The 13,314-nt window shown below is 59.2% G+C and carries 12 protein-coding genes; 5 read left to right on the forward strand and 7 right to left on the reverse strand.

Annotated elements, in window-relative coordinates:
* Positions 1–110 precede the first annotated feature (110 nt).
* Positions 111–1,478 carry a WS/DGAT/MGAT family O-acyltransferase gene (locus J122_RS04175; protein WP_061331278.1) on the forward strand — a complete coding sequence of 456 codons (1,368 nt, stop codon included), beginning with the start codon at positions 111–113 and terminating at the stop codon, positions 1,476–1,478.
* Here the strand turns inward: J122_RS04175 and J122_RS04180 are convergent, their stop codons facing one another.
* A complete protein-coding gene (locus J122_RS04180; protein ID WP_061331279.1) occupies positions 1,479–1,886 on the reverse strand; it encodes an NINE protein in 408 nt (135 codons plus the stop codon).
* 400 nt (positions 1,887–2,286) lie between these two features.
* Positions 2,287–3,393, reverse strand: coding sequence for an AraC family transcriptional regulator (locus J122_RS04185; protein ID WP_061331281.1), 1,107 nt, complete (start codon positions 3,391–3,393; stop codon positions 2,287–2,289).
* A 229-nt stretch (positions 3,394–3,622) separates the two neighbouring features.
* Between J122_RS04185 and J122_RS04190 the strand changes: the two genes are divergently transcribed.
* Complete coding sequence (locus tag J122_RS04190) at positions 3,623–4,516, forward strand: metal-dependent hydrolase (protein ID WP_061331283.1); 894 nt, start codon at positions 3,623–3,625, stop codon at positions 4,514–4,516.
* A gap of 202 nt (positions 4,517–4,718) precedes the next feature.
* On the opposite strand, the gene J122_RS04195 is transcribed toward J122_RS04190, so the two are convergent.
* From J122_RS04195 to J122_RS04215, 5 genes are all read right to left on the reverse strand, one after another.
* Positions 4,719–5,492 carry a class II glutamine amidotransferase gene (locus tag J122_RS04195; RefSeq protein WP_061331285.1) on the reverse strand — a complete coding sequence of 258 codons (774 nt, stop codon included), beginning with the start codon at positions 5,490–5,492 and terminating at the stop codon, positions 4,719–4,721.
* A gap of 50 nt (positions 5,493–5,542) precedes the next feature.
* Entirely contained in the window at positions 5,543–6,649 is a 1,107-nt protein-coding gene (locus J122_RS04200; protein ID WP_061331287.1) for a GGDEF domain-containing protein, read from the reverse strand.
* Positions 6,650–6,743: 94 nt separating this feature from the next.
* Positions 6,744–7,559 carry an SDR family NAD(P)-dependent oxidoreductase gene (locus J122_RS04205; RefSeq protein WP_058092851.1) on the reverse strand — a complete coding sequence of 272 codons (816 nt, stop codon included), beginning with the start codon at positions 7,557–7,559 and terminating at the stop codon, positions 6,744–6,746.
* 131 nt (positions 7,560–7,690) lie between these two features.
* On the reverse strand, positions 7,691–8,296 hold the full coding sequence (gene yfbR, locus J122_RS04210; RefSeq protein WP_061331290.1) for a 5'-deoxynucleotidase: 606 nt from the start codon (positions 8,294–8,296) through the stop codon (positions 7,691–7,693).
* Positions 8,297–8,319: 23 nt separating this feature from the next.
* Complete coding sequence (locus tag J122_RS04215) at positions 8,320–11,154, reverse strand: DUF748 domain-containing protein (protein WP_061331292.1); 2,835 nt, start codon at positions 11,152–11,154, stop codon at positions 8,320–8,322.
* A 177-nt stretch (positions 11,155–11,331) separates the two neighbouring features.
* On the opposite strand from J122_RS04215, the gene pdxH reads away from it, so the two are divergent.
* From pdxH to J122_RS04230, 3 genes are read left to right on the forward strand one after another with little or no spacing between them, the layout of a single operon-like run.
* On the forward strand, positions 11,332–11,967 hold the full coding sequence (pdxH, locus tag J122_RS04220) for a pyridoxamine 5'-phosphate oxidase (protein ID WP_061331294.1): 636 nt from the start codon (positions 11,332–11,334) through the stop codon (positions 11,965–11,967).
* Positions 11,936–12,697, forward strand: coding sequence for a 4'-phosphopantetheinyl transferase family protein (locus J122_RS04225; protein WP_061331296.1), 762 nt, complete (start codon positions 11,936–11,938; stop codon positions 12,695–12,697). The genes pdxH and J122_RS04225 overlap by 32 nt, the downstream gene beginning before the upstream one ends.
* 15 nt (positions 12,698–12,712) lie before the next feature.
* Positions 12,713–13,297: a DNA-3-methyladenine glycosylase I gene (locus J122_RS04230; RefSeq protein WP_061331298.1), complete on the forward strand. Its 585-nt coding sequence runs from the start codon at positions 12,713–12,715 to the stop codon at positions 13,295–13,297.
* Positions 13,298–13,314 lie beyond the last annotated feature (17 nt).

Below are 13,314 nucleotides of genomic sequence, written 5' to 3' on the forward strand. Positions count from 1 at the left end.
CAACTACCGCGCAGTCGCCTGGGTAACACAGAACCGGGTTAATAAAGTCAATAAAGCCTGGGCCGACTTGCGCTAGTATCGGCCCATAGATCAATAACAAGGATTGCGCTGTGAAACCTCTGAGCCCCACCGACCAATTGTTTCTCTGGCTGGAAAAACGCCAGCAACCCATGCATGTGGGAGGCCTGCAGTTATTCTCGTTTCCCGAGGGCGCGCCGGATGATTATGTGGCACAGCTAGCGGAGGAGTTGAGGCAGAAATTTGAGGTGACGCCGCCGTTTAACCAGCGGCTGAGCTACAAGCTGGGTCAGCCAATGTGGGTGGAAGACGAACACCTGGACCTGGAACACCATTTCCGTTTCGAGGCCTTGCCAACCCCCGGCCGTATCCGGGAGTTACTGGCATTTGTGTCGGCGGAGCATTCCCATTTGATGGACCGAGAACGGCCCATGTGGGAAGTACACCTGATTGAAGGGCTTAAGGATCGGCAGTTTGCCATCTACACCAAGATTCACCATTCCCTGGTGGATGGCGTATCCGCCATGCGCATGGCCACCCGGATGCTCAGCGACAACCCGCAGGACACCGGTCTCCCCCCCATCTGGGACCTGCCCCGCAAAGCCCGGCCAGACCGGGACGACCCGGGCAGCTCCCTATGGCACAGCATCACCCACCTGCTGGGGATGTCTGGCAAGCAGCTGGGCACCATTCCCACGGTGGCCAAAGAGCTGCTGAAAACCATCAACCAGGCCCGTAAAGACCCGGCGTACGACTCCATCTTCCACGCGCCACGCAGCGTGTTGAACCAGAAAATCACTGGCTCCCGCCGTTTCGCCGCCCAGTCCTATTGCCTCACCCGCATCAAGTCGGTGTGCGAAGCCTACGGCACCACCATCAACGATGTGGTCACCGCCATGTGCGCCTCGGCTCTGCGCACGTATCTGATGAATCAGGATGCCCTGCCGGAGAAACCGCTGATTGCCTTCGTGCCGGTGTCCCTGCACCGGGACGACAGCACCGAGGGCAATCAGGTGGGGGTGATTCTCGCCAACCTGCATACCGACGAGACCAACGCCGGCCAGCGCTTGCTGAAGATCCATCATGGTATGCAGGAGGCAAAGGACCGGTACCGGCACATGTCGCCGGAAGAGATCATCAACTACACCGCGCTTACCCTGGCCCCTGCGGCATTCCACCTGCTCACCGGCATGGCGCCCAAGTGGCAGACCTTCAACGTGGTGATTTCCAACGTGCCGGGGCCGTCCTCACCCCGCTACTGGAACGGCGCCAAGCTGGAGGGTATGTACCCGGTGTCCATTGCCATGGATCGCATGGCCCTGAACATGACCCTGATCAGCTACAACGGCCAGGTGGAGTTCGGGCTGATAGGCTGCCGAAGAACCCTGCCCAGCCTGCAGCGGATGCTGGATTACCTGGAAGACGGCCTCGCAGAACTGGAGATCGCCGCAGGCCTTTGATCAGCCGATCTGGTCGGCGTGGTTACGCTCGGAGATCTGGCTGTTCAGGGTCCAGAAGTCGTACAGCACACCAATCAGGAACAGGCCGCCGGTGAGCAGGTAGATGATGCCGGTGATCCACTTGCCCATGTACATGCGGTGTACGCCGAACACGCCCAGGAAGGTGAGCAGTATCCAGCTGATGTTGTAGCTGATATTGCCTTCCTGGAAGCGCTTGTCGGCCTGGCGATCCATGCTGGGGATCAGGAACAGGTCGATGATCCATCCAATGAGGAACAGCCCGAAGGTGAAGAACCAGATGGTGCCGGTGATGGGTTTGCCGTAGTAAAAGCGGTGGGAGCCCAGGAATCCGAAGATCCAGAGCAGGTAGCCGATGATTTTGCTGTGGGTGTCTGGTTGTCCGTTCATCTTGGTTCCTTTTTTTGGCTTTAACTCCGGCCCTAGCCTGTGGGTTTTGGGGGCGGGACTGGGGAGGTGGGATTATTTTTCCCTTGGAAAAAACAACTCGCTTCGCTCAGACATCTTTTTTCTGGCGGGAAAAATAATCCCACCTCCCCGTCCGTCACAATATCGGGGCATAGGCGGAGAAAGACAACTGCGAAAACGAATAAAGAACACTGAAAAAAACGTTCAAAAACGGCGATCTATCAATAGGTACGCCTTCTAACAGGCTAACAGGCTAACAGGGCGCGGGGTGGTCAGAGAATTTTTCCTGTGAAAAAGATGTCTGAGCGAAGCGAGTTGTTTTTCGCAGGAAAAATTCTCTGACCACCCTGCGACCACGCTCCCAAACCAGAGGCGCAACAAATCAGGGCCCCACCTCCGGAGCCGGATCAACCCCACCTTCCCGAAACTCGGACGCCGACTTCCCGGTCCACTTGCGAAAGGCCCGGCTGAAATTCGACAGGTCGGCGTAGCCCAGTTCATAGGCGATCTCGCTGACTGACTGATTGGTATAACGCAACAGCTGGATGGCCCGGTCTTTCAGTACCGCCTCGACGATTTCGCGGTAGCTGGTGTCTTTCTCCGCCAGTCGGCGCTTGAGCGTTCGGGACGACACACAGAACCGCTCCGCCATCGCTTCCAGGGAGGGCAAGGGCCCGGGCGTCATGCGCAGCATGTTCCGAATCGCGAGCACGATATCACCCTGTTCCTTCAGCGCCTTTTGCAGTTCAAACTCACACTGGTCCCGGGCCATGCGGGAGGCCTCGGCGTCGGCCAGGCGCATGCGCACATCAAGTAGTTTGCGGGGAAACACCAGCATTTCCTCCGGCTGGCCGTACTCAAAGCGCACCGGCAGTTGGCTCGCAAACCCAGAATAGTAGGCCGGCTCCGGGCCAGACAGGCGCACCGAGACCCCCGGCAACTTGCCGTCTTCCAGGGCAAAGCCGCGGCTTTCGGCATCGGCGCGGTCCAGGAGCTGTTCGGTTAACAGAATCAGGGTGGCGCTGACGGTTTCCGCCAGAAAACCGTAGAGCCCCGGCACATCGAATTCGGTGCACAGCTGCACCAGCACCTGATCACCGGCCAGGGATTGTTTCATACTCAGGAACGGGGCCCGCAACTGCAGATAGCGGCGGACCGAATCCAGTGCCCCTTCAAAGGTCGGGCTGGTCAGGGCAGCAAAACCGAGGGTGCCGTGAATGGTCAACCGCAGTTCCTTGGCCAGGTGGAAGCTGAGGCCATCCTTTCCGGCCAGCTCCAGGGCGCGCTGGGCCATCAGGATGGCATCGGTTACGAAGATGCGGCTGTCGTTGGCCTTGAGGTCGTCGGCCGTGAAATCCAGGCCCTGGTAAAGGGCCCGGTCGTTGTGGCCGAGCTGGCGAACCGTTTCACCCAGTACCCGCAGGTAAACGCCGGGTACCAGGAACAGCCCCAGCATTTGTCGTTCTTTGTCTGCACTGGTTGATGCCATGCGGTGTCCCTGATTGATATTTATCGTGTTTCTGACTCTATCAGAAGCCACCGCCACTGGCAGTGGGGCGGCTCGCACCGATTTACCTGTCTCCCGGGCCAATTGTGCGGCGCTTTTTGTCCCAATGTGAACGGTAGCCGTCCCAACCTCGCATTCTGAAACGCCGTTGACTCCTCCACACTGGACCCATGACATCAGCCAAAGCGTTCAATCGCAGAGGAGTACAGACATGCTGACAACAACTCAAACAGACAAGCAAAACAAGGTTTCACATACACCGGACAATGTCTCGATCAAGCCGCAGCGCATGGGCTTTGAATTTGGAGAACAGGTACCCCGGTACTGGTTGGATAACAATTACCTGATCAGCCATACCATGAATGCGCTGTCGGTGCTGTTCCCCGAGGGCGAGCAGTTCTTTGTGGATTCGGTACGGGCGTTCCGGGGCCAGATTCAGGACCCCAAGCTGAAAGAGGAAGTTCGCGGCTTTATTGGCCAGGAAGCCATGCATTCGCTGGAACACATTGCCATGAACCAGCACGTGCGGGACCAGGGCATGCCGGTGGAGGAAATGGAGCGTGACCTGAAGGTGATTCTGGACGTGGCCCGCAAACTGCCCAAGCGCCACCAGCTGGCCATTACCTGCGCCCTGGAGCACATCACCGCCATGATGGCCGACATGCTGCTGGAGCGGGATGACGTGCGCGAGGATATGCACGAGAGCATGCGCCCGCTTTGGGTATGGCACGCCATCGAGGAGACCGAACACAAGGCGGTTGCCTACGATGTCTTCCAGCAGGCTGGCGGCACCTACGCCGAGCGGGCGTTCTATCAGGTGTTCAGTACTGTCGCACTGGGCATTGTGGGTACCTGGTACACCGGCCGTATGATCATGCACGATCGCAAGCATTTCTCGTTGAAGGATGCCGCCAAGGGCATGTGGCGCATGTGGGGCAAGGACGGTGCGTTTTCCAGCCTGATTCCGACCTGGCTGGAGTACTTCAAGCCTGGTTTCCACCCCTGGGACAAGGACAACAGTGAGGTGATCGGTCGGTTCAAGGCGGAGATCGAGGGTTACATTGCGCCGCAGTATAAGAATGGGAATCGGCGGACCTTGCAGTAAGGTCTGCCGCTCAGCGTGACTCCGGGGGCTCTGGGTTACGCTGAGGGCTCTGGAGTTACGCTGGCGAGTGGGTGGGGTAAGCTTTTCTTCCGGAAAAAACAACTCGCTTTGCTCAGACATCTTTTTTCCTGCAGAAAAGCTTACCCCACCCACTCTCCTGCTTGACTGGACTTTGTACTTTGGGCTCTTTCGGCCCAGAGTCTTACTTTCCTCCTGATGCTATCACTTCTCCCTTTTTCCACAGCCGCCACTCGCCTGGCTGGTAGACATCCCATTGTTCATCACTGGTCAGAGGTTCGGTGACGATCACACTGACAATGTCGTTGGGGGTGGTTTCGGATTCGAAATCGACGGTCACGTCGGCATCTTTTAGGCGGGCCGGGCCGAAGGGGGCTCGGCGGGTGATGCTGGCCATTTTGGTGGTGCAGTAAGTGAACAGCCAGTCGCCGTTACTGAGCAGCAGGTTGAACACGCCTTCGCGGGCGTAGGCCTGTGACAGGCGCACCAGCCTCTCTACCACTTCCTTCAGGGGCGTTTTGCGGTCACAGTGACTGCGCAGGTGGTTGAGGATATCGCAGAACAGGGCTTCGCTGTCGGTGTCGCCCACCGGCTCGTAGAATCCCACTGCGGCCCGAAAGTGGGAGAGCTGGCCGTTGTGGGCGAAGACCCAGTAGCGGCCCCAGAGTTCGCGGATAAACGGGTGGGTGTTGGCCAGGCAGATTTCGCCAACGTTGGCCTGGCGGATGTGGCAGATGGCCACTTCGCTTTTGATCGGGTGGGTCTGGACCACTTCGGCCAGGCGGGAGCTGGCACTGGCGTCGGAATCGTGGAAGCTGCGAACGCCCTTGCCTTCATAGAAGGATACGCCCCAGCCGTCTTTGTGGGGTCCGGTTTCGCCACCACGGCGGGTCAGACCGGTGAAGCTGAAACACAGGTCGGTGGGGGTGTTGGCGCTCATGGCCAGCAGTTCGCACATGGTGAATTCGGTCCTTGGCTGTCGATGCTGTCCGCCTTAGGATACCCGATTCAGACCGTACCTCCAGCCACGGTTTTTTCGCTCCGGTCACGGTGCACCGGCCCCGCAGGGGCCACCCGATTCCGACCGGCGCGTTTGCCGGTATAAAGGCAGCGGTCGGCGACACAGAACAGGGTTTCGGCATCCTGGCCATGGTCAGGCCACTGGGCAATGCCGAAGGACGCCGTCACCCGGATACCGGCCTCACCGTAGTGTAACTCCCGGCCGGCAATGCGCTCTCGCAGTTCGTCCATCAGTTCAAAGGCGTCTGCAGGTTTTACGTCCCGCAGGATCAAACCGAACTCTTCACCACCGAGCCGGCCCACGGAGTCGGTGGTGCGCAGGCGTTCGGTCAGGCACTGGCCGATGTTGCGCAGCACGTGATCACCGGCATCATGGCCAAGGGTGTCGTTCACCAGCTTGAAGTGGTCGATGTCCATCACCACCAGCGCAAAGCCGCTGCCGTTGCGTTCGCATTCGGCAATGGTGCGGGCCAGGGTGGACTGGAAATTAGCCCGGTTAGCCAGGCCGGTCAGGGCATCGGTCTGGGCCATGTCCACCAGCCGTTGCTCGGCCTCCTCCCGGCGCTCCTCGTACATATGCATGAACACTTGCATAAGCACGCCGCACAACACCATGTTCAGCAGATCAATCATGCCGTGGGCGGTGCCAACGGTTTCCAGGAAGAAGTAGTAGACAACAAGGCCAACAACCATGAACGGCACGCTCAGGATCATCCCTTCGCATTTTCCCAGCAGCAAATAGGCCAACACCGGCATCATCAACACCCAGACAAACGCCGCGATGGAGGCATCCGGCAACAACATGATGACAATAAAGAATGAGAAGAGGGCCACCAGATAGGCGTAGATCCACTGCTGCAGGTGGGGCGTGGTCTTCAGCCGTTGCGCGCCGAAGAACAGAAGGCCGCTGGCAAGCAGTTCAATGGCAGACACCCAGGGGAATCCGTTGAAAAACTGAAGCACAGCAAACACCACCAGTGCAGAACCGGTGACAAAGAACAGTAATCTTGCGAGTGTACGGCGGTGATTGTCCCGCAAACCGGAGCGGCTGTGTTCCAGCGCCGCGCCCAGATCGGGATGCTTTGGCGTATTCATGCTGACTCTTCCCTGGATCAGCCTCAGAGTATAGCCCTTGAATACTGGTTGTAAAATAAGCAATCGGTATTCAAGGGCCGGGGGTTAGAACCGATCAGACGTACAGGTTCTTTCTGGAGAAACGCTCCACCAGTGGCTGATAGGCAGAGCCCAACAGGCGGTTGATGGCATCAATACCCCAGGCATCCGGGCCCACCAGGATGCGGGATTCGTTCTTCAGAATGCCTTTGACGATGATTTCGGCCGCCTTGTCCGGGGTGGTCATGGCCAGCTTATCGAAGCCCTTACGCTGGGCGTCGGCGTTTTCGGACTTGCCCATACGAGCGGCGTTGGCAATGTTGGTACGAATGCCACCCGGGTGCACACAGCTGACATGCACTGGCTGGTTCTCCAGCTTCATTTCCTGGCGCAGGGATTCGGTGAAGCCACGAACGGCAAACTTGGCGGCGTTATAGGCGCTTTGCTTGGGCACACCAATCAGGCCGAATACGCTGGAGATGTTCACCACGTGGCCGTCGCCGGAGGCGATCAGGTGCGGCAAAAAGGCCCGTGTGCCGTGGGCAACGCCCCAGAAATCGATGTCCATGACCCACTTGAAGTCGTCGTCAGTCATTTCCCGCACCGTGGCAGACAGCGCTACACCCGCGTTGTTGATCACCAGGTTTACCTGGCCGAAATCTGCCTTCACCTGTTCGGCGTGGGCGTAAATCTCATCACGGTCAGACACGTCCAGGCGGTAGGTTTTCACACGGTTCTTGTCGAGGGTGGCGACGGTTTCCGCCAGGCCAGCTTCGTTGACATCCGACAGCGCCAGGCGGCAGCCCCGGGCTGCCAGGGCGTGGGCCAGGGCACGGCCAATGCCGGAACCAGCACCGGTTACCACGGCAACTTTGTTTTTCAGATCTTTCATGGCGGGAGCCTCTTGTTGTGGTCTTTCCAATTAAAGCAGCGTCTAGGTACTTCGCCACTTTAGAGAGCCACCCGGGCCAAACCTATGGCAGCGGACTCCGCCTGGTGCCGGCAGCGGGGCCAGTCAACCGGCTATTCCAGCAGATTATCCAGGGGCTGGTCGTAACCCGGTGCAAAGACCTCCAGAAAGTAGCGCACCTCCAGCAATCCGTCTGCGTCCAGCCGGGCGCGGATCTGGGCTTCGGCGGGCACGAATTCCGGGTTGCCGGCACGGATTTCCGCCCGGCACTTGAGCCAGGCCGAGAGCCGGTCAGCCGCCTTGATCAATTCCTTTTCCTGCTCAGCCAGCCGGGACTCCCGAACATAGGGCGAGAAGTCATCCCGGAGATCGGCCGGTAACAAGGCCAGTAACTCCGCTTCTGCCTTGTGTTCGATATCACCGAAGGCTTCCCGCATCACTTTCGAGTGATATTTCACCGGTGTCGGCATGTCGCCGGTGATCACCTCGGTGGCATCGTGGTAAAGCGCGGCAGCCGCGATGCGGTCCGCGTTGACCTGACCGTCAAAATGCCGGTTGCGGATCAGCGCCAGGGCGTGGGCGATGGTCGCCACTTCCCAGGAATGGGTGGCGACGTTTTCTTCGATGGCGTTGCGCATCAAGCCCCAGCGCTTGATCCAGCGCAGGCGGGAAACATAGGCAAAAAAGTGGCTGGCAGTGCGCTGTGTCAGACTGGCCATAGAACTACCTGATTCGATTAGGATTAACGAACGTCCAGCGTGAACTGCACGGTGACAAGCCCCTGTTCATCGGTGATGGCCTGGCGGGACGGCTCCAGGGTGAACAACTGGGCGGGGTCTACTTCGTGGGTTTCCTGCAGCAGGCGGCGAACCGCCAGACCCCGGTTGGTAGCCAGTTGCCCCAGGGCCTCTGGCGGCAGCGGGCGCTCACCCTCGCGCCAGGCTTGTTGTGCCTGGGCCCAGGCTTCGTCGGTCAGTTCCTCGCCCCGGGCTTCCATCCGGGCGCGCAGTAGCGCCAGGGCGTCAGCTTCCGGGTTTACGCCGCCGCGAACGTTCAGCACCAGCTCAGGGCGCTCCCTCAAAGCCTGTGCCAGGGCCGACAGTTTGGCGGCCTCACCCTCCGCCAACTCAACGCTACCCGGCACAAAACTGACCTCGCCCAGGTCTTCATTACTGAAGCCCGCCAGATCAGCCAGGGAGCCCAACATGCTGAAGGGGGATGCCGCGGCTTTCACCAGCAGGTTCACAAACGCGCGCATGACGATCTGGCCGACCCGAAACTCCGGATCGGCGATATCACCCTGCACCGGCAAGTCGACCTCAATGAGGCCACGGCGGTCTGTCAGCAGCGCGAGGCCGAGCTTGACCGGCGCGCTGATGGCCTCATCACTCGGAACGGCCTGACCCAGCTCCATACGGTCCAGCACTACCCGGTTTGAGGCTTTCAGGCGGGTGCCGGTGAACGCATAGTCCAGATTCATTTTGAGCTTGCCCGAGTCGACGGCGTAGCCCAGGTATCGGCCGAAGTAGGGTGACAATACCGGCAATGCCAGATCCTCCATGGCCAGGCGAATGTCGCTGGTATCCTCGGTGCCCAATGCGCCCAGCGTGCCTTCAAAGGTGACGGGGGCAACGCCTGCGAGCCGGCCCTTGAGGTTCACCCGTCCTTGCTGTGGCGGCACATTACTGATGCCGCTGACCGCACCGGTGAGATGATCAAAGTTGGTACTGAACGGCGGCTCCAGTGTGCGATCGGAATAACCGACGGCTCCGTCTTCAACCACCAGTTGATTGATCCGGAAAACAAACTCCGTTTCTCCGGAGCTGGCTTCGGGGCCTGTCGATTGCGCTGATGCAGGCTCACTGCCGGTATCTGGCTGCCCGCGAACGATCCGGGCCAGATTGTGCACGCCATCAAATGAGCGAACGACGTTCAGCGAGGGCCGTGCCAGGGTTACCGTGCCGATTTCCAGCCTTGGCGGGTAAACATTGAATTCGATTGGCGCCAGGCGCAGGGTACGCCAGCCCAACATGGAGGCATCGCCATCAGGCAGCCTTAAATCCAGGTTTGCGACCTCGCCGGTGCCGCTGAACGTGCCGGTCATCGGATCGTCCTGGCTGTCCAGGTCCAGGTTGCCATCAAAACTCAACTCACCGCTGGCCAACGCCAGGTTGGCCGCTTGCTGCAGGTATGGCTCAATCACCGCAAGCACAAGATCGGAACCGGATACTGCCGCCTCCAGCGTGAACGGCGCCGGTGTCAACTGGCCGTTGGCGGCGACACGGCCACCACTGGCAAGCGCTGAACTCAGCCGGTAGCTGACGGGTTCATCCAGGCGATCCGATAAACCGCCCAGGGTTATGTCCAGATCCACCAGTTCCAGCTCCGCCGCTTGCTGTGGCACCTGATCCCGCCAGCGCACCCGCCCGTCAGCCAGCTCAAAACCCTGAACCGACCAGCGAAACGCCGGTACGCCGGTGTCCGGTGGCTCGCCCTGGCCTTCATCGGCAGTGGCTTCTGGCATAGTTGCCAGCCAGTCAATTTGACCCTCGTTGTTGCGGACCGCGGCAACAAAGGGTTGATCGAGTGTGATCATACCTACGCGGACTTCTCTGGCTGTCAGATCAAAGCCGATACCATCAACCTGGATACCGGAAGTGGTCAAGCCCGGTTCCTCATCCCCGGCATCCAGGGCCAGGGCCAGGTTCTGCACAGTCAGCTTGCCCTGGGACGTGATCAGCTCAAACGGCTCGCCACCCGCCAACTGGTAATAGGACTCTATGGCCACGGTGCCATCCCGTAACTGCCATGGCAAAAACGGCGACAGAAAATGCGCCAGGGTGTCATGGCGCAAATCAGCCACCTTCAGGCGGCCTTCGGAGTAAAGTGGCGCTATGCTCAGCTCACCGTCCCACTCAATGGTCTGGTCACCCAGGGCAGCGATCACTGAATACTGACTGCCACCGGTCTCCCTTGGCCAGGTGGCCAGCTCGTTGATGGACAGGTCGAGCGGGGTAATACGGAACTCTGCCGGCTCCGCCTGGCTGAAATCCCGGAACAGCAACTCGCCGCCATCGATCGCCAGGTGCTGGAAGTACAGCTTGGGTATCGCGCCTGCCTCATCCCCGGCTTCGGCTTCGGCTGCGGCTACGGGTTCCTGTGCGAGCTCATCTGGCCGGGAGGCCTGCCAATCGCGGGCAAAGTTGATCCTGTAGTCATCCAACAGATCCAGCCGGATGTGCGGTTCCTGCAGGCGAATGTCCTGGAAATGGACGATCCCCCGGAACAGGGGAAAGAAACCCAGATTTACAAACAGGCGATCAAACCCGACCACTTTTTCGCCGGCACGGTCGTCCGCAGACAACCCCGTTATATCCAGGGTCAGGGTGAAGGGGTTTACCTGAACTTCCGACAACTCAGCCTGCCAGCCCATCTGCTGATTCAGCTGTTCCGGCAAAGTCTTTTCGAGCCACCAGGGCAAAGCCAAAAAGCCTGCGAGGGCGTACAAGCCAAACAGAACGACCGCTACAATAGCCAGGTTTCTGGGCAAACGACTGGGGGAATGACTCCGGGCCACGAAACTCTCCTTGATCGAGGGCGAACACACGGGGCTGCCTGCACCCCCTGCCTGACACTAGGATAGTCCGCCCGGTAGTCCTTTGTCAGCCGCTGACACGCCAACGTGAACCCGTTATGCTTGAGTGCCGTACCTGTAGACACTTAGCGGGTTACGCAGCAAGACGAGGAGAGGTGAATGGACATCGGCGATATGCGTCGGGATTTTGAAAGTAAGGGGCTGGACAGGGAACACCTGAATGACGACCCAGTAGCCCAGTTCCAGGCCTGGTTTAACGATGCCCGTAGTGCCGGGATTCTGGAACCCAACGCCATGTCACTTGCCACCACCGGCTCTGACCAGATGCCGGACTTGCGCACCGTGCTACTGAAATACTTTGATAGCCAAGGCTTTGTTTTCTACACCAACTACGGCAGCCGCAAGGCCAGAGAACTGGACGAAAACCCAAGGGCTGCGCTGCTGTTCCCCTGGATCGGTCTGAACCGCCAGGTACGTATTCAGGGAAAGGTAGAGAAAGTCAGTAAGGCGGAATCCCTCAGGTACTTCGCCTCCAGACCCCGTGGCAGCCAGCTCGGAGCCTGGGTTTCTGAACAGAGCAAGGCGATTACCTCAAGGGGGCTACTGGAACAAAAGGTGGCGGAGATGAAACGCAAGTTCAGCTCCGGTGAAATACCCTTACCCAGCTTCTGGGGCGGTTATCGGGTGGTACCGGAACGCATCGAGTTCTGGCAGGGACGGCCAAGCCGACTTCACGACCGTTTTGAATACGTGAGAGAGGCCGATGGCTGGACCATCCAACGACTCCAACCCTGATCGTCCCAGTATCTGGCTGTGCCACCAGATCAACCGGGATGTTCCCGAAGCTCCTGCCTGGATGACCGGTTTCGAGGCTGAAACACTGGCTCGGCTGGCGGGTACTCGCCGTCAGGAGTTCCTGACCAGCCGCTGGCTGCTCCGGCAAAGCCTTGCGCAAACCAGTGACCAGGCACCAGAGTGCTGTCTTCCCGTGGATGGGCGACCAAACAGTGCCGTTAATCCGGAAGGCCGATTTCTGTCCTTGAGCCATAGCCGGGGGCTTTGCGCCGTGGGCACAGACACCTATCAGCTGGGTATCGACATCGAGCCAAGCCAACGCAGGCCGGATTGGGTCGCCGTTGCCAGACGCTGGTTCTCCCCCATCGAACAGGAGTGGCTGTTTCGCGCTGATGATCCCTTCGATTTCCTTAAAGTATGGACCCTGAAAGAAGCCTGGCTCAAGGCAACCGGTCGTGGCATTGCCGGCAACCTGCAAACCCTTGAAGTTCGCAACCAGTTTGAGCTCTATGGCGATCAGCCCGACCAGACCTGGCTGGCCAGTTGCTTCTACGTGGAGGGTTTTCTGGTAACGTTGGTCTATCGAAACAGGGATCAGGGCGGCCCGAGCAGTTGGCCCGGCATCACCCTGCTGGAACCACCTCCGGATGACTATAACCTGGCACTGGCGGGTACCCAGGAAGCAAGTTGGGAGCCCATGTTCCACAGGGTCATCCGGTCAAAGCGATAACCGGGATTCACTGTTATGACCCAATACACCGAGCGCTGCCCCTGGTGCGGCACCGACCCACTCTACGTGCATTACCACGACACCGTCTGGGGCCGCCCGGAGTACGATGACCAGGCGCTGTTTGAAAAGCTGTGTCTGGACGGCCAGCAGGCAGGTTTGAGCTGGATCACCATCCTGCGAAAGCAACAGAGCTATCGCGACGCTTATGCCAACTTTGATCCGGAAACCGTCGCCCGCTTTACCGAGCAAGACCAGCAACGCCTGCTGCAGAACCCGGGCATCATCCGTAATCGACTGAAAGTACGTTCGGTGATCAACAATGCCCGACGCTACCTTGAACTGCAGGAACAGGGCATTGGCTTTTCCTCGTTTCTCTGGCAGTTCGTTGATCACCAGCCAATCCAGAACACCTGGCAACGTTTCGAGGAAGTTCCGGCGATCACCAAAGAATCCGAGGCCATGTCCAGGGCCCTGAAGAAAGCCGGCTTCACGTTCGTTGGCCCGACCATCGTCTACGCCTTCATGCAGGCTACAGGCATGGTGAATGATCATCTGGTTCAATGCCCGGCCTATCAGGCCTGCTTTGAGATGTCACAATGATCTTACCGGAGCGGTTG

Origin of the sequence: Marinobacter excellens LAMA 842 (genome assembly GCF_001574445.1) — a bacterium.
Taxonomy (GTDB): domain Bacteria; phylum Pseudomonadota; class Gammaproteobacteria; order Pseudomonadales; family Oleiphilaceae; genus Marinobacter; species Marinobacter shengliensis.